This is a genomic window from Ancalomicrobiaceae bacterium S20 (assembly GCA_040269895.1).
Lineage (GTDB): Bacteria > Pseudomonadota > Alphaproteobacteria > Rhizobiales > Ancalomicrobiaceae > Methyloraptor > Methyloraptor flagellatus.
The window spans coordinates 4,125,258-4,150,328 of sequence record CP158568.1; the positions used below are offsets into that span (position 1 = coordinate 4,125,258).

Below are 25,071 nucleotides of genomic sequence, written 5' to 3' on the forward strand. Positions count from 1 at the left end.
CGTGCCGCCTCTCGCGAGGCGGGCGCGGGGCGAAATGCCGGAACGCGCGAACGAGATGAACGAGGAGGTTCCGATGAACGATACCACCGTCGAAAAGACCGTGATGCCGAACGCAGCGTTCGCCGTCCTCGGCGCGGGCAAGCTCGCCTATGTCCGGGAGATCAAGTCGGACGACGTCGCCGGCCTCTATCCGGAAGCGCCGCCGATCGCCCCGGGCATCCGGCTCTGGGCGCTCGTCAACGCCAACGGCACCCCGATCCTGATCGCCGACAGCCGCGAGGCGGTCGTCGCCAACGCGTTCGAAAACGATCTCACCGCCGTCAGCGTCCACTGATCCGGACGGCCGTCGCTTCCCGAGCCAGGGGCGCGTGCTCGCATTTTCTCGAGACGGCGGCGGACGGCCGCGGTCTTTCGGAATGCGCGCCGCGCCCCGGTCTCTTTTGGAATCCGGTCTCTTTTTGGAATTAGGATCCTGCCCGGGAAACCGGCTTGCCTCCGACCTCAGGCGGCGTCGGAGGCCTGGGCATGGGTCAGCACCGCGTAGAGCGCGGTAGCGTCGTCGGTCGCGCGCAGCTTGGCGACCAGGCCCGGCTCGCGCAACGCGCGGGCGATGCGGGCGAGCGCCTTCAAGTGATCGGCGCCCGCGCCTTCCGGCGCCAGCAGCACGAAGACGAGATCGACGGGCTGTTCATCGATCGCCTCGAAATCGACCGGACGCTCGAGCCGCGCGAACAGGCCGGTCAGCCGCTTCAGCCGGACGAGCTTGCCATGCGGGATCGCAATGCCGCGACCGACGCCGGTCGAGCCGAGCCTTTCGCGCTGGAGCAGCGTCTCGAAGATCTCGCGCTCGGGCAGGCCGGTGACGGCCGCTGCCTTCTCGGCGAGCTCCTGAACGAGCTTGTTCTTGGAATTGGCCTTGAGCGCGGGAAAGATCGCGTCCGGGCTCAGAAGGTCGCCGAGGTCCATGGTGATTTCCGATTGCAGGTATCACCGGCAAAGCAATGAGCGGGCCATGCCGGGGACGCCCGTCGGCGACGGCCGCCCGCGCGGCTCGCGCCGGGCGACGGTCTCGACGCCGGTTCTATGACACTGCGTACTATGACACTGCGAGAAGGCGCCGGGGATCGATCACCCCCGGCGCATGGTCGATGACGCTGACGATCAGGCCGACTTGCCGTCGAGGCCCGGATCGATCCAGCCGATGTTGCCGTCCTTGCGACGGTAGACGACGTTGACGACGCCGGTGCCGGCGTTGCGGAATACGACGAGCTCGCCCTGGCTCAGGTCGAGCTCCATGACCGCGCCGCCGACCGACAGCACCTTGAGCGCTTTCGTCTGCTCGGCGACGACCACCGGCGCGAAGTCGGACGCAACCTCTTCCTCGTCCGAAGGCGCCTCCAGGACGCGGTAGGCGCCCTCGAAGGTTTCGACCTGCTTGGTTCCGGCGTGATAGTCGCGGAGCTTGCGCTTGTAGCGCCGCATCTGCTTCTCGATGCGGTCGATGCCGGCGTCCACGCTCTTGTAGGGATCCTGGGCGCTCGAGGCCGCCTGCACGGTGACGCCGGTCGCCAGATGCAGCGCGCATTCCGTGCGGAAGCCGTTGCCCTCCTTCTCGACGGTGACGTGGCCGTTGCTGGTGCCGTTGAAGTACTTGCCCAGCACCTCGTCGACGCGGCCGACGATGTGCGAACGCAGCGCCTCGCCGATATCGACGTTCTTTCCGGAAACCCTGAGGGTCATGTTTCGCGAACCTCCGACCGGTCGGCCCACGCGGGCACCTGCCCGCCACCGCCGGTCTTCTGCCGGCGCCCCGGTCCCACGCGATTGCGGGCCGGACCGCCGGAAGCCTGTCCTTGTCGATCCGGAACCCGGCCGTCACGCTCGATGCGTTCGGACCTCGTGCCGGATCGCGGTTTCTTCCGCCCTATGTCCCGCCCCTCCGGCCGGCGCCGTCTTCGGACGCCGAGGCGTGGGGCGGTCATTATCGGCGACCGCCGTCGCCGTCAACTCGCAGATCCCGTTGCCGGACCATGGCGGCGGACCATGGCGTGACGGCGGCGGGCCCCGCGATCACGCCCGCGACAGCGCCTGCTTCTCGCGCCGGCGCTGCACGGACGAAGGAATGTTCATCGCCTCGCGGTATTTGGCGACCGTTCTCCGCGCGATGTCCACCCCTGCCTCACGCAAGAGTTTCACAAGCGTATCGTCGGAGAGCACGTCGTCGGGATCTTCCTTGTCGATCAGATCCTTGATCCGGTAGCGCACCGATTCGGAGGAATGCGCCTCGCCACCCTCGGCGGAGGCGATCGAGGACGTGAAGAAGTACTTGAACTCGAAGATGCCGCGCGTCGTCGCCATGTACTTGTTGGAGGTCACGCGCGACACGGTCGATTCGTGCATGCCGATCGCGTCGGCGATCATGCGCAGGTTCAAAGGCTTCAGGTGCCGGATGCCGTGAGCGAGGAAGCCGTCCTGCTGGCGCACGATCTCGCTCGCGACCTTCAGGATCGTCTTGGCGCGCTGATCGAGGCTCTTGACCAGCCAGTTGGCGGTCTGCAGGCACTCGCTCAGGTAGGCCTTGTCCTTGTCGTCCTTGGTCGTCTTGGAGACACGGGCGTAATAGGTCTGGTTGATCAGGACCTTGGGCAGCGTCTCGCTGTTGAGCTCGATCGCCCAGGAGCCGTCCGGACCGGGGCGGACGATGACGTCCGGCACCACCGGCTGGACCAGCGCGGTGCCGAAGGCATTGCCGGGCTTGGGGTTCAGCGCCTTGATCTCGGCGATCATGTCGGCGAGATCCTCGTCATCGACGCGCGCGAGCTTCTTCAGCTGCCCGAACTCGCGCCGCGCCAGCAGTTCGAGGTTCTCGACCAGCACCTGCATGGCGGGGTCGAAGCGGTCGCGCTCGACCAGCTGCAGCTTCAGGCATTCGGCGAGGTCGCGGGCGCAGACGCCGGCGGGGTCGAAGCGCTGGATCGAGGCCAGGACCTCGGCGACCAGATCGACGCCGCAGCCGAGCTTGTCGGCGACCGTCTCGAGGTCGGTGCGCAGGTAGCCGGCCTCGTCGACCGCGTCGATCAGGAACTGGCCGATCAGGCGCCGCATCGGGTCGGAAATCGCCAGCGCCAGCTGTTCGCCGAGATGGTCGCGCAGCGAGGTCTCGGCGGCGACGAAGGCTTCGAGATTGTAGTCGCCGTCGGCCGGGCCGCGGGCGGTGCCGGTCGCCCAGCTGTCGCCGGCGAGCCGGGACGGGTCGATCGCCTCGCCGTCGCCGCTGCGCGCCTCGTCGGGGAAGACGTTGGAGAGATCGGCGTCGAGCCGGTCGGACATGTCGCCGGCGCTGTCGAGGCGGGTTTCGAGCCAGTCGCCCTCGCGCGGCTCGCCGTCGCCCCCGGTCCGGACCCGTCATGGTCGGAACCGCCGAGATCGACCGTGTCGCCGCCGGCCTCGCCCGGACCGTCGGACGCGGTCGACGCGGGCGCCGGACGATCGAAGCCGTCGGGCTGCACCTCCACGACGGTGCGTTCCTCGCCATCGTCGCGGTCGAGCAGCGGATTGCGCTCGACCTCCGCGTCGACATAGGCGACCAGGTCAAGACTGCCGAGCTGGAGCAGCTTGATCGCCTGCATCAGCTGCGGCGTCATCACCAGCGACTGGCTCTGCTTCAGCTCCAGTTTGGTGGAAAGCGCCATCGTTCCTCGATCGACCTCGATACCGTCGCAAGCGCTCCACGACCAAGCTCGAGCGTTGGTCCGAAACTTGCCTTGTTCCGCCTCTCTATCGATATCCTACCGGAACCGGGTCATCAAAGACTAAATTGCTCACCGAGGTAGAGACGCCGCACATCGGGGTTCTCGACGATCTCGTGCGGCGCTCCCTCGGTCAGCACATGGCCGCCGGCAATGATGGTGGCGCGGTCGATCAGGCCGAGCGTTTCGCGGACATTGTGATCGGTGATCAGGACGCCGATGCCGCGCTGGGTCAGGTGACGCACCAGCGTCTGAATGTCGCCGACGGCGATCGGGTCGATACCGGCGAAGGGCTCGTCGAGCAGCATGAACGACGGCCGGCTGGCGAGCGCGCGGGCGATCTCGCAGCGGCGGCGTTCGCCGCCCGACAAGGCGATCGACGGCGTCGCGCGCAGATGATCGATGTGGAACTCGCCGAGCAACTGCTCGAGATCGGCGCGGCGCCGCTTCGGGTCGGGCTCGACCACCTCGAGCACCGCCATGATGTTCTGCTCGACGGTCAGGCCGCGGAAGATCGAGGCCTCCTGCGGCAGATAGCCGATGCCGAGCCGGGCGCGGCGGTACATCGGCAGGCCGGTGATGTCGTAGCCGTCGAGCAGGATCTGGCCGGCATCCGGGCGGATCAGGCCGGTGATCATGTAGAAGACGGTGGTCTTGCCGGCGCCGTTCGGACCGAGCAGGCCGACGGCCTCGCCGCGCCGGACATTGAGGCTGACGCTCTCGACCACGCGACGGCGCTTATAGCTTTTTGCGACCGCAGCGACGACGAGACCCTCGGCCGCGCCGGACGGCACGGATCCCGCCGGGGCGGCGGCCCCGGACCGTTGGTCCTGCGGTTGTCGTCCGGCCGGAGCCGGGCCTTTGGCGGGAGACTTCAAGCGGAACTCCGGCAATCGGAAGGGGGTGTCTTGCGCGCGAACCGTCGGAAGAGATCGGCGCCGGATGTCGGGCGGCTTCCAACCTCGATCCCGGCCGTCGCGGCACCAGGGCACCACATCGGACGAAGGGGGCTTTCCAGGCGATGCTATGGAGAAAAGCCGCGGGCGCGGCGGTGGCGCCCGCGATCGACGCCCGATCAGGGCGTCTTCGGCTTCGCCGGAGCGCTCGGCTCGAGCAGCATCTGCACGCGGCCGCCGGTCAGGCGATAGACGCCGGTGCGCAGGTCGACGTCGAGCTTCTCGCCGCGGCCGACGCTCTTGCCCTGCGCGAGCACGACGTTGCCGGTCAGCTGGGCGGTCTGCGAGCGCATGTCGAACCAGCCATGATCGCCGGTCGCGGTCTGGTCGCCCTGATTGATGACGACCTTGCCGTCGGCCTCGAAGCGGCGGATCTGCTGGGCTCCGGGCGAGCCGGCGGCGGCGACGCCCTTGCCCTCGTAGAAGATCTTCACCTTGACCGCCTTGAGGGTCGAGTCCTTCTGGCGCACCTGGACATTGCCGGTCAGCACGGCGGTCTGGTCGCGGTCCTGCACCTCGAAGGCGTCCGCCTCGACCTGGATCGGGTCGTTGGAATTGGCGCCGAAGCCGCGGAACGCGTCGGAGACGCCGGTGCCCTGCGCGAAGGCGGCGCCGCTTGCGAGCGCGCCGAGCGCAAGGGCCGAGCCCGCGGCGAGAACCATTTTACGGATCGTCATGCGTCTCATCTCCCGGCCTCGGCCGAATTCGAACGGAAGGCCGGCCCGCCGGCCGGTTCCCCCGGCTTCGCCGGGACCGGCAGCAGGTTCATGCGGACGCCGCCGGTGAAGCGGATCGCGTGACCCTCGTCGGTCACATCGACACCGCCCGCCTCGATCCGGCCGGCCGGTCCATCGATCGTCACCGGACGATCGCTGGTCATGCGGCCCGAGTCGAGATCGACATTCGCGAGCGCCCCCTCGATCCGATAGCCGTTCGAGGTCACGACGCTCAAGCCCTCATCGAGCACGAGCTTCTGTGTCGTGCCGTCGTAGCGGCCATGCTTGGCCTCGATCTTGGCCCAGGTCTGGTCGGGCATCTCGATGCGGCCGTCGATCTTCTCAAGGGTGACGACCTTCGGATTGTCGAGGCTCTGATAGGCGCGCGCGGCGGTCACGTCATAGGCGCGGTTCTTCGCGCGCCCCGACAGCCGCGGCTCGACCATGGTCAGGCCGTCCTTGGAGAACAGAACGCCCGGCATGTTGATGCCGGGCAGGAAGGATTTGAGCGCCACGATCGCGGCGACCATCAGCGCGATCGCCACGCCGGCGATCGGCAGCAGGATCTTGAGCAGGCGCACACGCCGGCTGTGGCGGCTCGCGGCATGGCGCGCGCGAACCTGGCCGCGCGCCGCGTCGGGCTGCGCGGGGACCATTCGAGAATCGAGGTCCATGTCGATGTCGGTCATTCCGCGTCCGCTCGGTTCGGGCCCCCACCCTTCCCTTCGGTTATGCCAATTCCACCGTGATCGCGCCTGTCGGAAGGGGTGCCTTCCCGGCGTCTGCGGCTCGGGGCCGATGTGGTCCCTCGCATTCTCCACACAAGCCCCGCATCGTCACGCGAGCCATGTGTCGACCGGAGAGCGGTGCCTCCGGCGGTCCTCGCCGTGCCGTCAGGAATGATCGAGCACGTCGTTTTCGGCGTAGCCGAGCAGGTCCAGCTTCGCCTTCGTCGGAAGATACTCGAAACAGGCCGCCGCCAGATCAGTGCGACCCTCACGTTCGAGCCAGAAATCGAGTTTTTCCTTGATCTGGTGCAGGTAGAGCACGTCCGAGGCGGCGTAGGCGAGCTGCGCCTCGGTCAGCTCGTCGGCGCCCCAGTCCGAGCTCTGCTGCTGCTTGGAGATCTCGACGCCGATGCAATCCTTGACCAAGTCCTTGAGTCCGTGTCGGTCCGTGTAGGTCCTGACCAGTTTCGAGGCGACCTTGGTGCAGTAGATCGGCGCCGTCGTGACTCCGAAGGTATGGAACAAAACGCCGATATCGAAGCGCGCATAGTGAAAGATCTTCACGATCGCGGGATCGGCGAGGAGCTTTTCGAGGTTCGGCGCCCGCTTCTGGCCGAGACCGATCTTGACGACATCCGCGCTGCCGTCGCCGGGCGAGAGCTGCACCACGCAGAGCCGGTCGCGATGGGGGTTGAGGCCCATCGTCTCGGTGTCGATCGCCACGGATGTCGTGTAGCGGGAAAGATCGGGCAGATCGCCGACGTGGTAGCGGATGGTCATCAACAACAGCCGTCAGATGCGGGGCGAAGGGGCGAGATCATGCGTGGACGGGCCCGACCTCGACACTCCAGGTGCCGGCGCGCCCGCGCGATCTCTCTACCACGCACGAGGAGGAATGACGATTCGGTGAAGATCGCGATCCGGGACTAAAATTGCAGCCCCGGATCGCGCCGGTGGTTCGACGGAACCACCGGCACTTGGATCGACCGCTCGCCGGTCACTCGCCGCTCTCGAGGCTGAACAGCTCGGCGTTCTCGTCGTAGGCGAAGAGCTCCGCATAGCGCGCCCAGGAGACGACCGTCGCCAGCGTCTCGTCGGCATAGTCCTCGGACATGTAGTCCTCGAGCTCGTTGCGGAAGCGTGCCGCCGGCGCCGAATGGGTCGGGCGCTCGTCGAGCACGCGCCGGATCAGGCCGACGATCGGCACGAAATTCAGGAGATGCTGCGCGAACAGCGTCTTGCGCGCGTCGGTGTCCAGATCGGCGAAGGTCCTGCCCGCCTCGGTCAGCACCAGATCGCCTTCCTCGACCACCGCGAAACGCAGGAGCTGCAGCGCCTCGGCGAGGTGGAACAGCTCGTCCGATTCCATCTGCAGCCGATCCGCCAGCACGGGCAGGTCGGCGCGGCCGCGGAACGGATCGGTCGCGACCGCCTCGATCAGGCCGGACATGACGTTGGTCGAGACATGGTTCAGCACCATGCCGACGCCCGAGCCGGGAATGCCCTCGGCGGCGAGCGACTTCGGCTCGGCGCGCTGGGTCATCCGCGCGTAGATGCTGTCGACCAGCGCGCGGAAGCGCGGGTCGAGGCGGTTGCGCGGATGCGGCAGTTCGACCTTGATCTCGGCGGCGATCCGGCCCGGGTTCGACGAGAACACCAGGATGCGGTCGCACATCAGCACCGCCTCCTCGATGTTGTGGGTGACGATCAGCACCGACTTCATCGGCAGCCGGCCTTCAGTCCACAGATCGATGATGTCGGTGCGCAGCGTCTCGGCGGTCAGCACGTCGAGCGCCGAGAACGGCTCGTCCATCAGCATCAGGTCCGGGTGGACGACGAGCGCCCGCGCGAAACCGACGCGCTGGCGCATGCCGCCGGACAGCTCCTTCGGGTAGGCGTTCTCGAAGCCGCCGAGACCGATCAGGTCGATGGCGGCTTCCGCGCGGGCCTCGCGGGTGACCGCATCGACGCCGAGCGCCTCGAGGCCGAGCTCGACGTTCTGCTGCACGGTGAGCCAGGGGAACAGCGCGAAGGACTGGAACACCATCGCGACGCCCTTGGGCGGGCCGGCGATGGTCTCGCCGCGGCACAGCGCATCGCCGGTCGAGGGCTTCGACAGGCCGGCGATGATCCGGAGCAGCGTCGACTTGCCCGAGCCGGAACGGCCGAGCAGGCCGACGATCTCACCGGGGCGGATGGTCAGATCGACGTGGTCGAGGACCAGCAGATCCTCGCCGTTCGCCTTCGGGAACGAGCGGCTGACGTTCCGGATGTCGATCAGGGGCGTGACGTTCGAGACGTGATCGAGGTTTGCCATGATTTTCTACTCCGGAGCTCAGCCGAGACGCAGGCGGGTTTCGCCGAAGGCGTAGAGCGGCCGCCACAGCAGCCGGTTGAACAGGGTCACGAAGATCGACATCACCGCGATGCCGAGAACCACACGGGGGAAGTCGCCCGCCTCGGTCGCCTGGGCGATGTAGGAGCCGAGCCCGGTCGCGGTCAGCTTGGTGTCGCCCCAGCTGGCGACCTCGGCCACGATCGAGGCGTTCCAGGAGCCGCCGGAGGCGGTGATCGCGCCGGTGACGTAGTAGGGGAAGATCCCCGGCAGGATGACGTTCTTCCACCAGCGCCAGCCGGTCAGGTGGAAGCTCTGCGCTGCTTCCTTGAGGTCCGACGGGAAGGCCGTGGTGCCGGCGATGACGTTGAACAGGATGTACCACTGCGTGCCGAGGATCATCAGCGGGCTCAGCCAGACGTCGGCGGAGAGCTTGAAGTGGACGATCAGCACGACGGCGACGGGGAAGGCGATGTTGGCCGGGAACGCCGCCAGGAACTGCGCCAGCGGCTGGACCTTCTCGGCGATCTTGGGCCGGAGGCCGACCCAGACGCCGATCGGCACCCAGACGACGGTCGCCAGCGCCATCAGCACCACGACGCGCACCAGCGTGATGAAGCCCTTGCCGACCGCCTCCGCGACATCGGCGAGGCCGAGCGAGGCACCGACGAAGACATAGACTTCCCAGGCGACCCAGGCCGTGCCGAGACCGACGATCACCAGCCAGAGCGTATCAACGATCCGGCCGGGGATCGGTAAGCCGCGGCCGAACGACGGCAGGCCGAAGGAGGGCAGCCGCAAGCCGGCGACGCGGCCGAACTGGCCGGCGATGGCGCCCGAGACCGCGCGCAGCGCGCGGGTGCGGCGGAACAGGTCGAGCAGCCAGGAGGTCGGCTGGTCGGCCGAGGCCGTCTGTTCGAAGCGGAACTTGTCGGCCCAGGCGACGATCGGCCGGAACAGCAGCTGGTCGTAGGCGACGATGATCACCAGCATGGTCAGGACCGCGAGGCCGACCGCGCCGAGGTTCTGCTCCTTGATCGCCAGCGCCACCCAGGAGCCGATGCCCGGCAGGGTGACGGTCGTGTCGCCGACCGTGATCGCCTCGGAGGCGACCACGAAGAACCAGCCGCCGGACATGGACATCATCGTGTTCCAGACCAGGCCCGGCATGGCGAAGGGCACGTCGAGCGTCCAGAACCGCTGCCAGGTCGACAGGTGGAAGCTCTGCGAGGCCTCCTCGAGATCCTTCGGCACGCTCCGGAGCGACTGGTACATGGAGAAGGTCATGTTCCAGGCCTGGCTGGTGAAGATCGCGAACACGCTCGCGAGCTCGGCACCGAGGATCTGGCCGGGGAACAGGCCCATGAAGAACACGACCGTGAAGGTGAGGAAGCCGAGGATCGGCACCGACTGCAGCACGTCGAGGATCGGGATCAGCACGATCTCGGCCTTGCGGCTCTTCGCGGCGAGCGTCGCGTAGACGAAGGTGAAGATCAGCGACCAGACGATCGCCATCAGCATGCGCAGCGTCGTGCGCAGCGCATATTCGGGCAGATGCCAGGGATCGAGCGTCATCGGCGCGACGTCGAGCACCGTCAGCGGCTGCGCGGTGGCACGCGCGCCATAGGCGATCAGCACCATCACGCCGATGACGAGCAAGAGCGCGGCGACGTCGAAAACGTTGGGAAGATAGGAGCGGCCGACGCCCGCGGGGGCGACCCGGTGAAAGACCATCGTGATGAACCTCGTCGCTGGAGGCGAATGACGGAAAGCTTGCAGAATCGTCCGGTCAGCCGGCTCAACTTCGGGCAAGATTCCGCAAGTTCATCGACGTCAGATGACAATGGTCTGCGGAAAGACGGGGGCGCGCGACATCAGCGGCAGGGGTAACCGCGGCGGCGCTCGCGGCAACGCGGCCGCGCATCAGGAAAACCTGAGGGCAAAAGGTCATGGCTCGTCTCCAATGCCGCGCGCGCGGCCGGACGAGCCTCAATAAGGCTCAGCGGACCGCAGGACGTGCGACTGACGGGGTAGGTCGACTGTAGGTGTCCATGGGTGCTTGACTTTTAGGCCCGGCGGGATGTTTCCCGAGCCGGAGCGTGGCCGTCATGATCTCGATTTCCGTCATTGTCAACACCGGGTTGAATGCCGGCGAATACATGACGGATTTGTCAAGTTACTTGAGTGACGCGTCTGTCAGGAAAGGGAAGCGCAGCCGCGCACCGGCGATCGCCTGCGAAGACGAACATGCGATAAACCCGGGCGTCAGACGCCGGACGATCGAGCACGCGAGATCCTGGAAGCGAAGGCGACGCGCCCGGGCGGAGAGCGCGAACTCATGATGTCACGAAGAAGCGCATTTCACGCTCTCGGTCTTCGTTCGATCACACATCTCTGAAGAAGAGATGGTGCCCAGGAAAGGACTCGAACCTTCACGGCTTGCACCACTGGTACCTGAAACCAGCGCGTCTACCAATTCCGCCACCTGGGCAACGGCGGCGACGGATAGGGGGTCCGGCGGGGGTTGTCAAGCGGCATCGTGCCGGGGCGTCGAATTCGTCTCGTTCATCCACAGGCGCCGATCTTTCGAAGCCGGCGTCCCTTTCGGCCGTGGGGTTCGGCGCCCCGCTCGTCCCATATCGGGAACCAGACGAAGGGGCGGACGACGCGAAGGCCGAAACCCTCCGGCTTCGTCCGCCCTTCACAAGCGGCGCGTCGGCGGCTATGCAACGTCAAGCCATTCCGCGACTGCGAAGGATCGCCCATGCCCGCTCCCCTCAACGGCAAACTGGTCACGGTTTTCGGCGGCTCCGGCTTCGTCGGCCGCTATGTCGTTCGCGCGCTCGCCGCGCGCGGCTACCGGGTGCGCGCCGCCTGCCGCCGGCCCGACCTCGCCGGCCAGCTGCAGCCCTACGGCGTCGTCGGGCAGATCATGCCCGTGCAGGCCAATCTGAGGCCGAAATACCGCTGGTCGGTCGAGCGCGCCGTCGAGGGCGCGGATGCGGTGGTGAACTGCGTCGGCATTCTCGCCGAGAGCGGCCGGCAGACCTTCGATCAGGTGCAGGCGCGCGGCGCGGCCGTCGTGGCGGAGGCCGCCAAGGCCGCCGGCGTCGAACGATTCGTGCAGGTCTCGGCGATCGGCGCCGATCCGGCCTCCGCCTCGGTCTACGCCCGTACCAAGGCCGCCGGCGAGGCCGCCGTGCTCGCCGCCTATCCGGACGCGACCATCGTGCGGCCGTCGGTGATGTTCGGCCAGGACGACGACTTCTTCAACAAGTTCGCCGATCTCGCCCGCATGCTGCCGGTCCTGCCGCTGATCGGCGGCGGACATACGAAGTTCCAGCCGGCCTATGTGGTCGACGTCGCCGAGGTGATCGCACGCGCCGTCGACGGCACGATCGCCGCCGGCATCTACGAGCTCGGCGGGCCGGAAGTGAAGACCTTCCGCGAGTGCCTCGAACTCGTGCTCGCGCAGACCCACCGCTCGCGGCCCTTCGTCGAGATCCCGTTCGGCATCGCGCGGCTGCAGGCGAAGCTGCTGCAGATGCTGCCGGGCAAGCTCCTGACCGAGGATCAGGTCGAGCTCCTGAAGCACGACAACGTCGTCTCGGCGGAAGCGACCGCGAGCGGGCGCACGCTCGAGGGTATCGGTATCCGTCCGGCGACGCTCGAGGCGATCCTGCCGAGCTACCTGTGGCGGTTCCGCCCGGCCGGTCAGTTCGACCGCAAGCCGGCCTGAACGCGGCGCGAAACGGCTTTCCACCGCACAACTGCGTGATCGAGACGCCGGATCCACATGGGTCCGGCGTCTTCGTTTTGCGTGCCCGCAAGCGCCGAAACGGCAGGTCAGGCAAACGAATCGGGAAACGCCATTGCGTCCGCGACCGTCAATTCGGCGACGGAGCCGCGCAGTTTACCGTGTTCGTATACGGGTTGTTTGGCTTATCCGGTCAAACTATACCGATCCGCCAGCCGGCAGGGCTGTCCCGTCCCATGCCCGTCCGCCCGCGCTCCGTGGTCGCGGCCGACCCTGGATTTCCATGCTCAAGATCTTCCATCATCCGTTTTCGGCGAGCTCCCGTTTCGTGCGCCTGATGTGCGCGGAATACGGCGTGCAGGCCGAATACGTCGTCGAGCGACCCTGGGACCGGCGCCGCGAGTTCCTGATCATGAACCCGGCCGGTACACTGCCGGTGGTGGTCGAGAACGACGGCCCGCCGATCTGCGGCCCGATGGTGGCGATGGAGTACATCGACGAGACGCGCGGCTACGCCATGGGCGACCGCCGGCTGATGCCCAATCACGCCGAGACGCGCGCCGAGGTGCGGCGGCTGGTCGAGTGGTTCCTGCTCAAGTTCGAGGCCGAGGTCACCGGCTATCTGGTGCAGGAGAAGATCTACAAGCTCGAGATGCCGCGCGGGCTCGGCGGCGGCGAGCCCGATTCCACCGTGCTGCGCGCCGCGCGCTCGAACATCCGGCATCACCTGAAATACGTCGGCTATCTCGCCGCCACGCGCGACTGGCTCGCGGGCCCACGCATGACCTTCGCCGATCTCGCGGCCGCGGCGACGCTCTCCTGCGCCGACTATCTCGGCGAAGTGCCGTGGGACGACGACGATCACGCCCGGCACTGGTATGCGCGGATCAAGTCGCGACCGTCGTTCCGGCCGCTGCTTGCCGATCGCATCCTGGCGATGCCGCCGTCGTCGACCTACGCCGATCTCGATTTCTGAACCACGATCGCCGGTCGGGACGTTGCCGGGCGCTGCCATACGGCGCTGCCGCTTCCCTACGACGGTGAAACGCTCTAGACACGGTCACGCGGCCGTCATCGAGACGCGACCGCTCCCGATCGTGACCAGAAGCCGGAACCTTCAGCCCATGACGAACCCGTTCGTGATCGCCATCGACGGGCCCGCCGCCGCGGGCAAGGGCACGCTGGCGCTGCGGCTGGCCGACCACTACCACCTGCCGCATCTCGACACCGGGCTGCTCTATCGCGCCGTCGGCCGGATCATGGCCGAGCGCGGCTTCGATCTCGACGATGGCGAGCTCGCCGGCCAGATCGCCGCGGCGCTCGATCCGGACGATCTCAAGCACCCGAGCCTGCGCGGCCACGAGGCCGGCGAACACGCCTCGCGCGTCGCCGTGCATCCGCAGGTGCGTGCAGCGCTGATCGCGTTCCAGCGCGACTTCGCGGGCCGCGCGCCGGGCGCGGTGCTCGACGGTCGCGACATCGGCACCGCGATCTGCCCGCAGGCGCCGGTCAAGATCTACGTCACCGCCAGCCCCGAAGTGCGCGCCAGGCGCCGCACCGACGAACTCGCCGCCAAGGGCCGCGACGTCGATTACGAGCGGATCCTGGCCGAGATCCGCCAGCGCGACGAGCGCGATTCGGGCCGTTCGACCGCGCCGCTCAAGCCGGCCGAAGACGCCGTGATCCTCGATACGAGCGACCTCGATCGCGAAGGCGCGTTCACGGCGGCGATCGCGATCGTCGACGACAAGTGGCGCGCGCGCCGCGTCGGGTGACGCCCCATCTCGCGGGGACCTGTCGCGGACGCTGGACAAAGACCCTTGACCTGGAGTGCGCTCCAGCCGGTAGATGGGGTGTCGATCCCTGACGAAGGAGCGATCGACATGACCCGCAAGTCCGCATTTCCGCGCCAGAACGAAGTCCGCGCCGCCTTCCTGCCGCGAGGTGCCGCGCCATGATGATCGGCGATCTCGCGCGGGCGACCGGCCTCTCGGTCGATACGCTGCGCTGGTACGAGAAGATCGGGCTGATCCGGAAGCCGGCGCGCGACCGCGGTGGGCGGCGGGTCTACCCGGCCGACACGCTCGACTGGATCGCCTTTCTCGGCCGGCTGAAATCGACCGGCATGAGCATCGCCGAGATGCTCGATTATGCCCGCCTGCGCGAACAGGGGCCCGCCACCACGGCCGCCCGGCGCGTCATGCTCGAGCGTCACAGGATCCGCGTCCGCGACGACATCGCCGCGCTCACCGCGAGCCTCGGCGCGCTCGACGACAAGATCGAAACCTATCGCGCGATCGAAGCCGGCCTCGCCGCCGATCGCGACCCGGAGATCGCATCATGACACTCAACCATGCCGACCACGCCGCCGGCGCTTCCGACCGCAACCGCTACGACCGCGGCTTCGCCAAACTCGCCGAGATCGACGGCGAGGCCGGCCATCGCGTGATCGCCGCGCTCGCCGACATTGCGCCCGATTTCGCCGACCTGCTGATCGAGTTCCCGTTCGGCGACGTCTACAGCCGGCCGGGCCTCGACCTGCGCTCGCGCGAGATCGCCACCATCGCGGCGCTCGCCGCGCTCGGGACCGCGACGCCGCAGCTGAAGGTCCATATCGAGGCTTCGCTCAATGTCGGCGTCACGCCGGACGAGGTCGTCGAGGTGTTCATCCAGATGGCGGTCTATGCCGGCTTTCCGGCGGCGCTCAACGCGCTGTTCGCGGCCCGGGAGGTCTTCGCGGCACGCGGGGTGGCGCCGAGCCGGAGCCCGGAGCGCCCTGCGGCCTGAGGCGGGGGCTTGGCCCGAACACGCTAGAATGCGCCGGTTCCGGCCGGATTCCGCCTTGCCGGAACCGGCGCAAGCGTTTATATGCACGTGACTTTCGAGGGGACTTTCACCAGCGGTGGAAGTCTGGCCGCCAGCGACAGGCGAACGGGTCCAAGCCCCGCTCCCCCGTCGTTCGCGTCGGATCGCCTCTCGAAATCAGGAATCACGGCATTCGACCCGTTCGCCGCGCCGGCCCGAAGGCAAACGCCTTCGGTCGCTTCGTCCCATTCGGACGGATCGGGCGGCTCGGATGCCGATCGCAACCACGAACCCAAGCCGGCGCACCCGCCGATCCTTCGGCACCAGGAGTGTTAATGTCTCAACTGAACCCCACCCGCGAGGATTTCGCGGCCCTTCTCGAGCAGTCCTTCGCCGGCGCCGACCTCCATGAGGGCACCGTCGTCAAGGGCCGTGTCGTCGCCATCGAGAAGGATCTGGCGGTGATCGACGTCGGCCTGAAGGTCGAAGGTCGCGTCGCGCTCAAGGAATTCGGCGCCCAGGCCCGCGACGGCCAGCTCAACGTCGGTGACACCGTCGAGGTCTACCTCGACCGCGTCGAGAACGCTCTCGGCGAGGCTGTCATCTCCCGTGAGAAGGCCCGGCGCGAAGAGAGCTGGACCCGTCTGGAAGAGGCCTTCAACAAGAACGAGAAGGTCACCGGCATCATCTTCAACCAGGTCAAGGGCGGCTTCACGGTCGACCTCGACGGCGCCGTGGCGTTCCTGCCGCGGAGCCAGGTCGACATCCGCCCGGTGCGCGACGTCGGCCCGCTGATGCACGTGCCGCAGCCGTTCCAGATCCTCAAGATGGACAAGCGCCGCGGCAACATCGTCGTGTCGCGCCGGACCGTTCTCGAGGAGACCCGCGCGGAACAGCGTTCGGAGCTCGTCCAGAGCCTGCAGGAAGGCCAGATCGTCGACGGCGTGGTCAAGAACATCACCGACTACGGTGCGTTCGTGGACCTCGGCGGCATCGACGGCCTGCTGCACGTCACGGATATCGCGTGGCGCCGCATCAACCACCCGAGCGAGGTGCTCTCGATCGGCCAGACGGTGCGCGTGCAGATCATCCGCGTGAACCCGGAAACCCACCGCATCTCGCTCGGCATGAAGCAGCTCGAGGCGGATCCGTGGGACGGCATCGTCGCCAAGTATCCGGTCGGCGCCAAGTTCCAGGGCCGCGTCACCAACATCACCGACTACGGCGCGTTCGTCGAGCTGGAGCCGGGGATCGAGGGCCTCATCCACGTCTCCGAGATGTCGTGGACCAAGAAGAACGTCCACCCGGGCAAGATCGTCTCCACCTCCCAGGAGGTCGAGGTCATGGTGCTCGAGGTCGACCCGATCAAGCGCCGCATCTCGCTCGGTCTCAAGCAGACCCTGGCGAACCCGTGGGAGGTCTTCACCGAGAAGTACCCGCCGGGCACCGTCGTGGAAGGCGAGGTCAAGAACAAGACCGAGTTCGGTCTGTTCGTCGGCCTCGACGGCGACGTGGACGGCATGGTCCATCTCTCGGATCTCGACTGGAACCGTCCGGGCGAGCAGGTCATCGAGGAGTTCCGCCGCGGCGACAAGCTGAAGGCGGTGGTGCTCGATGTCGACGTCGAGAAGGAGCGCATCTCGCTCGGCGTCAAGCAGCTCGCCGGCGACCCCTTCGAGAAGGCGGGCGACATCCGTCGCGGCCAGATCGTCACCTGCGAGATCCTCGAGGTGAAGGAATCCGGTCTCGAGGTGAAGCTCGTCGACAGCGACCTGACCACCTTCATCAAGCGCGCCGAGCTCGCGCGTGAGCGTGGCGATCAGCGGCCGGAGCGCTTCGGCGTCGGCGAGCGGATCGACGCCCGCGTCATCCAGTTCGACCGCAAGACCCGCAAGGTCTCGGTGTCGATCAAGGCGCTGGAAGTGGCCGAGGAGAAGGAAGCGATCGCGCAGTTCGGCTCGTCCGACTCGGGCGCTTCGCTCGGCGACATCCTCGGCGCGGCCCTCAAGGCCCGTCAGGAAGACAAGTGATCCGTCCGCTCGGCATGCGCCGGGCGTGATACGGAACAGGAGACCCGCGCCGGGCGACCGGCGCGGGTTTTTTGTTGCCGACGATGCTGATTTGCCGACGATGAGCGACGGTCCCAGTGGAAACGACCGCGTTCGCCGTCCTGCCCGCATCGGGCGGGCGGACCTTCATCCGGAAGCCCGATCAACGCCGCAGCGGCGTCCGGCCGGAGCGGCAGCGCAGGTTCAGAACCCCGTCCTGGAGCGACGACACCATGGATCTCGATACGATCGCCTGGATCGCGACCGCCGCCTATGCGGTGCACATTCTGGAGGAATATACGTTCGATTGGCGCAACTGGGCGCGGTCGGTGATCCGATTGCCGGTCGAGTGGAGCGACTTCTACGTCACCAACGCGGTCGTGGTCGTGCTCGGCATCTGCCAGGCGATGCTGGCTCCGAAACTGCCGGTCGCACCGCTCATCTACGCGGCGCTGATGATCATCAACGCGACCTTCTTCCATGTCTTGCCGTTCCTGCGCGCCCGCGGACGCTTCTCGCCCGGACTGGTGACGGCACTCGTCCTGTTCTATCCGATCGGGATTGCGACCTTCGTCATCGCGGCGCCGGGCATCGGCACGGTCGTGGGCGCCGTCGTGGGCGGCGCCCTGCTGATGGCGGCGCCGGTCGTCATGCTGACTCAGAAGTCGAGACCCTACTTTCGCCAGGATCGGGCCTGAGCAAGGTCGAGCCTTTGCGAGCGACGGCCGCAAGTCCGTGCGCGGCCTTGCCCGTGACGGACGGCGCTGCTACGCCTCCACCATCGGCCGGGAGGACCACCCGAGGAGGACCGCATCCCATGTCGCTCGATCCGGATGTCATCGTCGATCGCCGCCGGCTGAAGCGGAAGATCGGCTTCTGGCGCATCATCGCCTTCGTTGCGGTCGCCGTCGCGCTGATCGTCGCGATCATGGCCGGCCGCGGCGTGCAGGATCTCGTCGACAAGAACCGGCCGCACATCGCCCGGATCACGATCCAGGGCTTCATCGCGCCGGACCGGAAGCTGACCGAGCTGATCGAGAAAGTGGCCAAGGACGATCACGTGAAGGGCGTCATCGTCGCGATCGACAGTCCCGGCGGCGCCACCACCGGCGGCGAGGCGATCTACGAGGCGCTGCGCAAGCTCTCGGCCGCCAAGCCGACCACCGCCTATGTGTCGAGCCTCGCGGCCTCGGCCGGCTACCTGATCGCGCTCGGCACCGACCATATCGTGGCGCGCCGCAACGCGATCACCGGCTCGATCGGCGTGCTCGTGCAGTGGGGCGACGTCTCCGCACTGCTCGACAAGGTCGGCGTCAAGTTCGAGGAAGTGAAGTCGACGCCGCTCAAGGCCGAGCCCAATCCGTTCAAGCCCGCCTCGCCGGAGGCCAAGGCCATGCTCGATCGCATGATCCGCGACAGCTACGAATGGTTCGTCGGCCTGGTCGCCGAACGCCGTGGCCTGACGCCCGAGCGGGCGCACGAGCTCGCCGACGGCCGGGTCGTGACCGGCCATCAGGCGGTCGACCTGAAGCTCGTCGACGCGATGGGCGGCGAGGAGACCGCCAAGACCTGGCTGGAATCCAAGGGGTTGCCCAAGGATCTGCCGGTCCATGACTGGAAGCCGCGGCGGTCCGACAGCGCGTGGCCGCTGGCCGAATCGGCCGCCGCCGCCGTGACCCGCGGCGTGCTCTCGGCGCTCGGCCTCGACGGGCTCGCGGCCGAAGCGGGCTCGCTTGACGGGCTCATGTCGGTTTGGCACCTTGGTCGCGCTGAAAATGCAAGGAATTCCGGGGGGATCGCGCAATGATCAAGTCCGAACTGGTCCAACGGTTGGCCGAGCGGAATCCGCACCTCTACCAGCGCGACGTCGAGCACATCGTCAATGCGGTGCTCGACGAGGTCACCGCAGCCCTGCAGCGCGGCGATCGGGTCGAACTGCGCGGCTTCGGTGCGTTCTCGGTCAAGAACCGGCCGGCGCGCACGGGTCGTAACCCGCGCACCGGCGACAAGGTCGCGGTGACCGAGAAATACGTGCCGTTCTTCAAGACCGGCAAGGAGATGCGCGAGCGTCTCAACGACGGCGTCGACCTCGGCGACTGAGCCGGGAGCCGCAGTCGACGATGGCGGTTCGATCCGCGGCGGGCCCCCTCGGCCGTCGCGGGATGATGGAATCGCTTGTTTTCTGATCGGATCGATCCGGTCCGCGGGTGCGGATGCCGGCATCGATGGCAAGGAGCGAAACCGGCATGTCGCGTCTCCTCTGGTGGATCGTCGGAGTCCCGGTGGGCATCGTGCTCGTCGCGCTGGCGGTGGCCAACCGCAAACCGGTCGTGGTGTCGCTCGATCCGTTCAATGCGGCGGCGCCCGCGCTGGCGCTTCCCGTGCCGCTGTTCCTGCTCGTGTTCGGCGCGCTGATCCTCGGCGTCGTGCTCGGCGGCGTCGCCGCCTGGGCCTCGCAGCGCGGCGCGCCGCGACCGGCGCCTGTTCCGGGCCGAGGCCTCGCGGCTGCGCGACGAGCGCGATCGTCTGCGCGCCGAGGCGGAGGCGCAGGCCGCCCGCGCGGTCGGCACCGGCCTCGCCCTGCCCGGTCCGCGCCGCGCCGCCTGATCCCCGGCGGCCGGGGCCGAGCCCCGCGCCTTCCTTCGGCCATTCGACCCGATCGTGGACACGGTTTCGACGCGCGGCGGGTGGCCATCGCCCCTCCCGTCGACAGGACGAATTCCCATGCGCAGCATTTCCGCTGAAGACATCGACCGCGTGCTCGATCGCGCGGCGCTGGTCGATACCCTGGCCGAGGCGTTCCGCTCCGAGGTGGTGACGCCGGTCCGGCATCATCATCCGATCGCGCGGGCCGGGGAACCGGAGGCGATGCTGCTGCTAATGCCGGCCTGGGACGCGACGGATCGCGAGATCCGCGCCGATGCGGTGATGGGCGTGAAGATCGTCTCGGTGGTGCCCGGCAACGCCGCGCGCGACGTCCCCAGCGTGGTCGGCGCCTACCTGCTGTTGTCGGGCGTCACCGGCGCGCCGCTCGCGATCCTCGACGGCACAAGGCTGACGCTCTGGCGCACCGCCGCGGCCTCCGCGCTCGCCGCGACGCATCTCGCCCGGCCCGATGCCTCGAAGCTGGTCGTGGTCGGCGCCGGCGCGCTCGCGCGGCATCTCGCCGAAGCGCATGCAAGCGCGCGGCCGATCCGCGACATCAAGATCTGGAACCGGTCCGGCGACAAGGCCGCCGCGATGGCGGCCGAACTCGCGGGCAAAGGCTATGCCGCGACCGCGACCGACGATCTCGAGGCGGCCGTGCGCGAGGCCGACATCATCACCGCCGCGACCATGTCCAAGACCCCGATCATCGAGGGCGCCTGGCTGAAGCCCGGCGCCCACGTCGATCTCGTCGGCGGCTTCACGCCGGAGATGCGCGAGGCCGACGACACGGCGGTGCGCGCGCGCGCGTCTTCGTCGACACCCGCGCCGGCGCGCTCAAGGAGGCCGGCGACGTGGTCGATCCGATCCGCCGCGGCGTGATCGCGGAGGGCGACATCGCGGGCGACCTGTTCGGCCTCTGCCGCGGCACCGAGCCGGGCCGCGGCTCGGCCGAGGAGATCACGCTGTTCAAGTCGGTCGGCACCGCGCTGGAGGATCTCGCGGCGGCGCGGCTCGTCTGGACCAAAACCGGCAGCTGACCGGCCGTCCAGTCGTACCGCATCGGCAGGCTCAGACCGAGGCGCCGAGTTCGAGATCCGTCCGGTGGCCCGGCTCGGTGGCGCGCGCCGGTTCGAAATCCTGCGGATCGGCAGTGACCGAGCTCGTATCGCCGGCCGGCGTCATCCAGCCGAGTGCCGCACCATTGCGGTCACGCACGATGGCGATGCGGCCGATGCCGGGCACGTCCCAGGGCGCGCGCAGGATCGCGCCGCCGGCGGTCGCAACCGCGGCGATCCGGGCATCGACGTCGTCGACGGCGATATACGGGAACCAGTGGTCCGGAATGCCTTCGAATTCGGCACCGCTCATCGTGAACAGGCCGGCGACCGGCCGGCCGTTGCATTTGGCGAGCCAGTAGATGCCGTCCGGCATCGACAGGGCTTCGAAGGACCAGCCGAGCGTCTCGGCGTAGAAGGCCCGGGCGCGATCAGCGTCGCGCGTATTGAGTTCGTTCCAGAAGAAGCAGCCGTGAGTCCACATCGGGCGCATCCCTTCACGCTCTGTTTCACGTGAATCCGAGCATTCCGGGCCGATGTGTCGAGGGCGTGGCGCGACTTGGGCCGGGCGACGGCGTGTCGGCTGCGCTCGCCGCGGTTTGGGCGGAGGTCTGAATCCGGATGCGGCTGCGGGGCCGAAAGCTCGGCGCCCGTCACTGCACCGCGAGCGGCGCCTGTGCCAGATAGAGGATCCGCTTCTGTTCGACGCGGCCGCGCGCGACGGAATCGAGGATCAGACCGCAGGCGGTGAACAGGAACGCGACCAGCATCAGGCCCATGGCGAGCACCGCGGTCGGCAGGCGCGGCACGAGACCGGTGTCGAGAAAGGTGCCGACGATCGGCGCGGCCAGGATCAGCGAGGCGAGGCCGAACAGGCCGGAGAGCAGGCCGAAGAAGGCCGCCGGCCGCGTCTCCTTCAAGAGCATCGCGATCATCATCAGGATGCGGAAGCCGTCCTTGAAGGTCGAGAGCTTCGAATGCGAGCCCTCCGGACGGCGCCCGTAGTCGAGTTCGATCTCGGCGACCGGCATCTTGAGCTGGCTCGCGTGCACGCTCATCTCGGTTTCGATCTCGAATCCGGTCGAGGTCGCGGGGAAGGATTTCGCGAAGCGCCGGGTGAAGGCGCGATAGCCGGAGAAGATGTCGGAGAAATCGTTGCCGAAGGCACGGGCGTAGAGGACGTTGAACACGCGGTTCCCGAAGGCGTGGCCCGAGCGGCCGGCGTCCTCGTGCACGCCGCGACGGGTGGCGACCACCATATCGGCCTGCTCGTCGATCAGGGTGCGGATCAGCCGCGGCGCCTCTGCGGCATCATAGGTGCCGTCCCCGTCGGCCATGACATAGATGTCGGCATCGACGTCGGCAAACATGCGGCGGACGACGTTGCCCTTGCCCTGGCGGCGTTCGCGCACGACACGAGCGCCGGCGCGCGCGGCGATGTCGGCGGTGCCGTCCTTCGAATTGTTGTCGAAGACCCAGATCGTCGCGCCGGGCAGCGCGGCGCGGAAGTCCGCGACCACGGCGGCGATGGTCGGCGCCTCGTTGTAGCAGGGGATCACCACCGCGACGGTGAGGCCTTCGAAGGGATCGAGCTGCGGCATCGGACGGGCTCCGGGTTATCCGGCCGCACGATGCCACGGCGGGGTTAAGGCCGGCCCAAGGAAGACGGTTTCGAAATCGTGTTCGAAAGCTCTAGAATCCGGAGATCGCCGCTCGGCGGTCGATTCGACGGCGTCAGAAGGACGGTGCGCGTGGGAACGGCTCGAAAGAGGCTTTCGGCAGGTAAGGCCTTGGCAGTCGCTCTGGTCGGCGGCCTCGTTACGGCAGCATGGTCCGGCGCAGTGCGCGCCCAATCGACCGAGGAGCAGGGCCGCGGCGAAATCGCGGCGGCGCGCGCGGCGCTGCCGGCGGATGCGGCGAAGGTCCTGTTCGGCTCGGCCGCCGCGCCTGCGCCGCTCGCGGCGCGCTCGATCGGCTCGTTCGCGCGCGGCTGCCTCGCCGGCGCGGTGGCGCTGCCGGTGGATGGGCCGGCCTGGCAGGTCATGCGGCTGTCGCGCAATCGCAACTGGGGCCACCCGGCGCTGATCGGCTTCCTCGAGCAATTCGCCGTGCGCGCGAAGGCGCTCGGCTGGAACGGGCTGATGGTCGGAGACATGTCGCAGCCGCGCGGCGGGCCGATGCTGACCGGCCACGCCAGCCACCAGATCGGGCTCGACGCCGACATCTGGTTCATGGCCATGCCGGTGCGCTCGCTTTCGCCGCAGGAGCGCGAGACGGTCAGCGCCGTGTCGATGCTGAAGGAGGGCGTGCGCGAGGTCGATCCGAAGCGCTTCACGCCCTTGCATCTGGCGCTGGTGCGGGCGGCCGCGACCGACCCTAAGGTCGGTCGCATCTTCGTGCATCCCGCGATCAAGAAGGCGATGTGCGACGGCGCGGGCGCCGATCGCGACTGGCTCGCCAAGGTGCGGCCCTGGTACGGCCACCACTATCACTTCCATGTCCGGCTCGCCTGTCCGGCCGGCCTGCACGACTGCAAGGATCAGGATCCGCCGCCGAAAGGCGACGGCTGCGGCGCCGATCTCGCCTGGTGGCTCGGCCCCGAGCCGTGGAAGCCGGAGCCGCCGCAGCCGCCGAAACCACCGCTGAAGCTCGCGGACCTGCCGCCGGCATGCTCGGAGGTGCTGGTCGCGAAGTGACGCCTCCCGCGGCAGCGGCGATCAGTGACCGTCGCCCGCCGCGCCGTGTCCGGTTGCCGCGCCGTGCGAGATGCGGTCCATCAGCGCCAGCGCGACGCCCGAAAACACGAAGACGATGTGGATGCCGACCATCCACATGATGTCGCGGTCGCTGTATTTCGCCAGCCCCATGAACACCTTGAGCAGGTGGATGCCCGAGATCGCGACGATCGAGGCGATCAGCTTCAGCTTCAGGGCGGAGAAGTCGACCTCGCCCTGCCAGTCCGGCCGGTCCTCGTGGCCGTCGAGATCCATCTTGGAGACGAAGTTCTCGTAGCCGGAGAAGATCACGATCAGGATCAGGTTGCCGGCGAGCGAGAGGTCGACCAGCGACAGCGCCGCCAGCACCGCGTCGATCTCGGTGATCGAGCCGATGTGGGTCACCGTGTGCCACAGTTCCTCGAGGAACTTGATGAGCAGGATCACCAGCGAGCCGACCAGGCCGATATAGAACGGTGCCATGAGCCAGCGGCTGGCGAACAGGCCGCGTTCGATATGCTTTTCGATCATGAGGAATCCCCGCTCGGCTGACGTGAAGCTGACCGCATGTAATGCAGCCGGCCGCCGCGGCCAAGCCCCGGACAGCCGCGCCGACGCGGCCGCGACAACCGGTCAGGGGTGGGCCGGACAGCGTCGAGCGTCGCGGCCGGCGGTCTCAGATGTCGAGGGTCCTGGCGAAGACCTTGGTGCGTTCGCCATAGAGCTCCTCGCCCAGTTCGACGGCCTTCTTGCGCAGCTTGCGGCGGCGGCGACGCACCAGCTCGAGCAGCAGATCGGTGCCGGCCTCGCCGCCGGCAGCGGCGGTGTCGCGCTCCAGGCGATCCTTGAGGATCGCGAGGTCGTGCTCGCGGCCGAGCATCTCGCCGAGCCGGTCGAGATCGTCGAGCGTCGCCTTGGTGGCGATCGGCATGCGGCCTTCCAGGATCGCGGTCAGATGCCAGCGGTGCTTCACGTGCTTGCGCCAGTCGTGCATGACCTGCGCCTTGGCGCCGTCGTCGACCGCGCGCCAATGCTCGCGTCCGGCCCGGTAGGCTTCCACCAGCGCCGTCCTCAAATGCCGCTCGCCGTCGAAATGCGCCGGCAACGACGCGACGTCGGCTTCGAGCACGCGCATGCGCGCGGCGATATCGTCGAGCGCCACGGTCGTGGCATGCGCCATGTCCGCCTCGATCTCCAGCCGATCGATCAGCCGGTTGGCGGCGATCAGCGCCTCGCCCTCGGCATCCTTGGCGAGCCGGCGGGCGGTCGCCAGCATCACATCGGCGTCGCGCGCGCCGGCGAGCAGGCGGGCGGTGTCGCGCGCCCGCTTCAGGCGCTGATCGTGGTCGGCGCCGGCCACCGGTTCGAGCGCGGCAAGCAGGCTGCGCACGCGCTTCAGCCGACGGCGGACCGCATGGACCACCGAACCGCGATCCCCCGGGGCAGCGAGCGCCGCCCTGAGCGACACGATGTCCTGCAGCAGGATCCGCTTCAGACCGACGTCGGCGTCCTCGCCCGGCATGAGCCGGAACTCGGGTTCGGGGAGGAGCGCCGTCATC

The 25,071-nt window shown here is 68.1% G+C and carries 24 protein-coding genes, 1 tRNA gene and 2 pseudogenes; 13 read left to right on the forward strand and 14 right to left on the reverse strand.

The features are described 5' to 3' along the window. The first annotated feature begins 73 nt into the window (after window positions 1-73). Window positions 74-334: a DUF1150 domain-containing protein gene (locus ABS361_18560; protein ID XBY44032.1), complete on the forward strand. Its 261-nt coding sequence runs from the start codon at window positions 74-76 to the stop codon at window positions 332-334. Window positions 335-501: 167 nt separating this feature from the next. Here ABS361_18560 and ptsN read toward each other — a convergent pair whose 3' ends face one another. The 10 genes and pseudogenes from ptsN to ABS361_18610 all read right to left on the reverse strand — a co-directional run bounded on the left by ptsN (window position 502) and on the right by ABS361_18610 (window position 10,975). After that, complete coding sequence (gene ptsN / locus ABS361_18565) at window positions 502-966, reverse strand: PTS IIA-like nitrogen regulatory protein PtsN (GenBank protein XBY44033.1); 465 nt, start codon at window positions 964-966, stop codon at window positions 502-504. A 195-nt stretch (window positions 967-1,161) separates the two neighbouring features. After that, window positions 1,162-1,740: a ribosome-associated translation inhibitor RaiA gene (raiA, locus tag ABS361_18570; GenBank protein XBY44034.1), complete on the reverse strand. Its 579-nt coding sequence runs from the start codon at window positions 1,738-1,740 to the stop codon at window positions 1,162-1,164. A 330-nt stretch (window positions 1,741-2,070) separates the two neighbouring features. Beyond that, window positions 2,071-3,692 (reverse strand): annotated as a pseudogene (rpoN, locus tag ABS361_18575) (RNA polymerase factor sigma-54). 113 nt (window positions 3,693-3,805) lie between these two features. After that, the gene (gene lptB, locus ABS361_18580) at window positions 3,806-4,543 is read right to left on the reverse strand and encodes an LPS export ABC transporter ATP-binding protein (protein ID XBY44035.1); all 738 of its coding nucleotides are present in this window, start codon (window positions 4,541-4,543) and stop codon (window positions 3,806-3,808) included. Between the two features lie 281 nt (window positions 4,544-4,824). Next, on the reverse strand, window positions 4,825-5,382 hold the full coding sequence (locus ABS361_18585) for an LptA/OstA family protein (protein ID XBY44036.1): 558 nt from the start codon (window positions 5,380-5,382) through the stop codon (window positions 4,825-4,827). A 5-nt stretch (window positions 5,383-5,387) separates the two neighbouring features. Then, window positions 5,388-6,110, reverse strand: a complete 723-nt coding sequence (lptC, locus tag ABS361_18590; protein XBY44037.1) for an LPS export ABC transporter periplasmic protein LptC — start codon at window positions 6,108-6,110, stop codon at window positions 5,388-5,390. Window positions 6,111-6,314: 204 nt separating this feature from the next. Then, window positions 6,315-6,929, reverse strand: coding sequence for a ribonuclease D (locus ABS361_18595; GenBank protein XBY44038.1), 615 nt, complete (start codon window positions 6,927-6,929; stop codon window positions 6,315-6,317). A 217-nt stretch (window positions 6,930-7,146) separates the two neighbouring features. After that, window positions 7,147-8,466 carry a nitrate/sulfonate/bicarbonate ABC transporter ATP-binding protein gene (locus ABS361_18600; GenBank protein ID XBY44039.1) on the reverse strand — a complete coding sequence of 440 codons (1,320 nt, stop codon included), beginning with the start codon at window positions 8,464-8,466 and terminating at the stop codon, window positions 7,147-7,149. Window positions 8,467-8,484: 18 nt separating this feature from the next. Then, window positions 8,485-10,218, reverse strand: a complete 1,734-nt coding sequence (locus ABS361_18605; GenBank protein ID XBY44040.1) for an ABC transporter permease subunit — start codon at window positions 10,216-10,218, stop codon at window positions 8,485-8,487. Window positions 10,219-10,890: 672 nt separating this feature from the next. Continuing rightward, window positions 10,891-10,975, reverse strand: a tRNA-Leu gene (locus ABS361_18610). A gap of 273 nt (window positions 10,976-11,248) precedes the next feature. Between ABS361_18610 and ABS361_18615 the strand changes: the two genes are divergently transcribed. The 11 genes and pseudogenes from ABS361_18615 to ABS361_18665 all read left to right on the forward strand — a co-directional run bounded on the left by ABS361_18615 (window position 11,249) and on the right by ABS361_18665 (window position 20,780). After that, the gene (locus tag ABS361_18615; GenBank protein XBY44041.1) at window positions 11,249-12,223 is read left to right on the forward strand and encodes a complex I NDUFA9 subunit family protein; all 975 of its coding nucleotides are present in this window, start codon (window positions 11,249-11,251) and stop codon (window positions 12,221-12,223) included. Between the two features lie 301 nt (window positions 12,224-12,524). Next, a complete protein-coding gene (locus ABS361_18620; GenBank protein ID XBY44042.1) occupies window positions 12,525-13,217 on the forward strand; it encodes a glutathione S-transferase family protein in 693 nt (230 codons plus the stop codon). 148 nt (window positions 13,218-13,365) lie between these two features. After that, the gene (gene cmk, locus ABS361_18625; GenBank protein ID XBY44043.1) at window positions 13,366-14,016 is read left to right on the forward strand and encodes a (d)CMP kinase; all 651 of its coding nucleotides are present in this window, start codon (window positions 13,366-13,368) and stop codon (window positions 14,014-14,016) included. A gap of 179 nt (window positions 14,017-14,195) precedes the next feature. After that, complete coding sequence (locus ABS361_18630) at window positions 14,196-14,585, forward strand: MerR family transcriptional regulator (GenBank protein XBY44044.1); 390 nt, start codon at window positions 14,196-14,198, stop codon at window positions 14,583-14,585. Continuing rightward, window positions 14,582-15,028, forward strand: coding sequence for a carboxymuconolactone decarboxylase family protein (locus tag ABS361_18635; protein XBY44045.1), 447 nt, complete (start codon window positions 14,582-14,584; stop codon window positions 15,026-15,028). Before ABS361_18630 ends, ABS361_18635 begins: the two co-directional genes overlap by 4 nt. Window positions 15,029-15,381: 353 nt before the next feature. Further along, window positions 15,382-17,076 (forward strand): 30S ribosomal protein S1, encoded by a 1,695-nt coding sequence (rpsA, locus tag ABS361_18640; GenBank protein ID XBY44046.1) that lies wholly within the window; start codon window positions 15,382-15,384, stop codon window positions 17,074-17,076. A gap of 251 nt (window positions 17,077-17,327) precedes the next feature. Further along, window positions 17,328-17,792, forward strand: a complete 465-nt coding sequence (locus ABS361_18645) for an HXXEE domain-containing protein (GenBank protein XBY44047.1) — start codon at window positions 17,328-17,330, stop codon at window positions 17,790-17,792. A 119-nt stretch (window positions 17,793-17,911) separates the two neighbouring features. Next, window positions 17,912-18,901, forward strand: coding sequence for a signal peptide peptidase SppA (gene sppA, locus ABS361_18650; protein XBY44048.1), 990 nt, complete (start codon window positions 17,912-17,914; stop codon window positions 18,899-18,901). Next, window positions 18,898-19,194, forward strand: a complete 297-nt coding sequence (locus tag ABS361_18655; protein XBY44049.1) for an integration host factor subunit beta — start codon at window positions 18,898-18,900, stop codon at window positions 19,192-19,194. The genes sppA and ABS361_18655 overlap by 4 nt, the downstream gene beginning before the upstream one ends. A 146-nt stretch (window positions 19,195-19,340) precedes the next feature. Next, complete coding sequence (locus ABS361_18660) at window positions 19,341-19,838, forward strand: DUF1049 domain-containing protein (GenBank protein ID XBY44050.1); 498 nt, start codon at window positions 19,341-19,343, stop codon at window positions 19,836-19,838. Next, window positions 19,819-20,780 (forward strand): annotated as a pseudogene (locus ABS361_18665) (ornithine cyclodeaminase family protein). The gene ABS361_18660 and the pseudogene ABS361_18665 overlap by 20 nt, the downstream one beginning before the upstream one ends. A 31-nt stretch (window positions 20,781-20,811) precedes the next feature. Here the strand turns inward: ABS361_18665 and ABS361_18670 are convergent. Next, complete coding sequence (locus tag ABS361_18670; GenBank protein XBY44051.1) at window positions 20,812-21,282, reverse strand: VOC family protein; 471 nt, start codon at window positions 21,280-21,282, stop codon at window positions 20,812-20,814. 169 nt (window positions 21,283-21,451) lie between these two features. Beyond that, entirely contained in the window at window positions 21,452-22,399 is a 948-nt protein-coding gene (locus ABS361_18675; GenBank protein ID XBY44052.1) for a glycosyltransferase, read from the reverse strand. A 189-nt stretch (window positions 22,400-22,588) separates the two neighbouring features. On the opposite strand from ABS361_18675, the gene mepA reads away from it, so the two are divergent. Continuing rightward, on the forward strand, window positions 22,589-23,494 hold the full coding sequence (gene mepA / locus ABS361_18680) for a penicillin-insensitive murein endopeptidase (GenBank protein ID XBY44053.1): 906 nt from the start codon (window positions 22,589-22,591) through the stop codon (window positions 23,492-23,494). Window positions 23,495-23,515: 21 nt separating this feature from the next. On the opposite strand, the gene ABS361_18685 is transcribed toward mepA, so the two are convergent. Beyond that, on the reverse strand, window positions 23,516-24,043 hold the full coding sequence (locus ABS361_18685) for a TIGR00645 family protein (protein XBY44054.1): 528 nt from the start codon (window positions 24,041-24,043) through the stop codon (window positions 23,516-23,518). Window positions 24,044-24,188: 145 nt separating this feature from the next. After that, a complete protein-coding gene (locus tag ABS361_18690) occupies window positions 24,189-25,070 on the reverse strand; it encodes a CHAD domain-containing protein (protein ID XBY44055.1) in 882 nt (293 codons plus the stop codon). Window position 25,071: the final 1 nt, after the last annotated feature.

What these genes read in the sequence shown, in the direction of transcription:
- ABS361_18560 (XBY44032.1), top strand. Translation starts at nt 74, where the DNA reads ATGAACGATACCACCGTCGAAAAGACCGTGATGCCGAACGCAGCGTTC.
- ptsN (XBY44033.1), bottom strand. Translation starts at nt 966, where the DNA reads ATGGACCTCGGCGACCTTCTGAGCCCGGACGCGATCTTTCCCGCGCTC.
- raiA (XBY44034.1), bottom strand. Translation starts at nt 1,740, where the DNA reads ATGACCCTCAGGGTTTCCGGAAAGAACGTCGATATCGGCGAGGCGCTG.
- ABS361_18585 (XBY44036.1), bottom strand. Translation starts at nt 5,382, where the DNA reads ATGACGATCCGTAAAATGGTTCTCGCCGCGGGCTCGGCCCTTGCGCTC.
- lptC (XBY44037.1), bottom strand. Translation starts at nt 6,110, where the DNA reads ATGACCGACATCGACATGGACCTCGATTCTCGAATGGTCCCCGCGCAG.
- ABS361_18595 (XBY44038.1), bottom strand. Translation starts at nt 6,929, where the DNA reads ATGACCATCCGCTACCACGTCGGCGATCTGCCCGATCTTTCCCGCTAC.
- ABS361_18600 (XBY44039.1), bottom strand. Translation starts at nt 8,466, where the DNA reads ATGGCAAACCTCGATCACGTCTCGAACGTCACGCCCCTGATCGACATC.
- ABS361_18605 (XBY44040.1), bottom strand. Translation starts at nt 10,218, where the DNA reads ATGGTCTTTCACCGGGTCGCCCCCGCGGGCGTCGGCCGCTCCTATCTT.
- ABS361_18615 (XBY44041.1), top strand. Translation starts at nt 11,249, where the DNA reads ATGCCCGCTCCCCTCAACGGCAAACTGGTCACGGTTTTCGGCGGCTCC.
- ABS361_18620 (XBY44042.1), top strand. Translation starts at nt 12,525, where the DNA reads ATGCTCAAGATCTTCCATCATCCGTTTTCGGCGAGCTCCCGTTTCGTG.
- cmk (XBY44043.1), top strand. Translation starts at nt 13,366, where the DNA reads ATGACGAACCCGTTCGTGATCGCCATCGACGGGCCCGCCGCCGCGGGC.
- ABS361_18630 (XBY44044.1), top strand. Translation starts at nt 14,196, where the DNA reads ATGATGATCGGCGATCTCGCGCGGGCGACCGGCCTCTCGGTCGATACG.
- ABS361_18635 (XBY44045.1), top strand. Translation starts at nt 14,582, where the DNA reads ATGACACTCAACCATGCCGACCACGCCGCCGGCGCTTCCGACCGCAAC.
- rpsA (XBY44046.1), top strand. Translation starts at nt 15,382, where the DNA reads ATGTCTCAACTGAACCCCACCCGCGAGGATTTCGCGGCCCTTCTCGAG.
- ABS361_18645 (XBY44047.1), top strand. Translation starts at nt 17,328, where the DNA reads ATGGATCTCGATACGATCGCCTGGATCGCGACCGCCGCCTATGCGGTG.
- sppA (XBY44048.1), top strand. Translation starts at nt 17,912, where the DNA reads ATGTCGCTCGATCCGGATGTCATCGTCGATCGCCGCCGGCTGAAGCGG.
- ABS361_18655 (XBY44049.1), top strand. Translation starts at nt 18,898, where the DNA reads ATGATCAAGTCCGAACTGGTCCAACGGTTGGCCGAGCGGAATCCGCAC.
- ABS361_18660 (XBY44050.1), top strand. Translation starts at nt 19,341, where the DNA reads ATGTCGCGTCTCCTCTGGTGGATCGTCGGAGTCCCGGTGGGCATCGTG.
- ABS361_18670 (XBY44051.1), bottom strand. Translation starts at nt 21,282, where the DNA reads ATGTGGACTCACGGCTGCTTCTTCTGGAACGAACTCAATACGCGCGAC.
- ABS361_18675 (XBY44052.1), bottom strand. Translation starts at nt 22,399, where the DNA reads ATGCCGCAGCTCGATCCCTTCGAAGGCCTCACCGTCGCGGTGGTGATC.
- ABS361_18685 (XBY44054.1), bottom strand. Translation starts at nt 24,043, where the DNA reads ATGATCGAAAAGCATATCGAACGCGGCCTGTTCGCCAGCCGCTGGCTC.
- ABS361_18690 (XBY44055.1), bottom strand. Translation starts at nt 25,070, where the DNA reads ATGACGGCGCTCCTCCCCGAACCCGAGTTCCGGCTCATGCCGGGCGAG.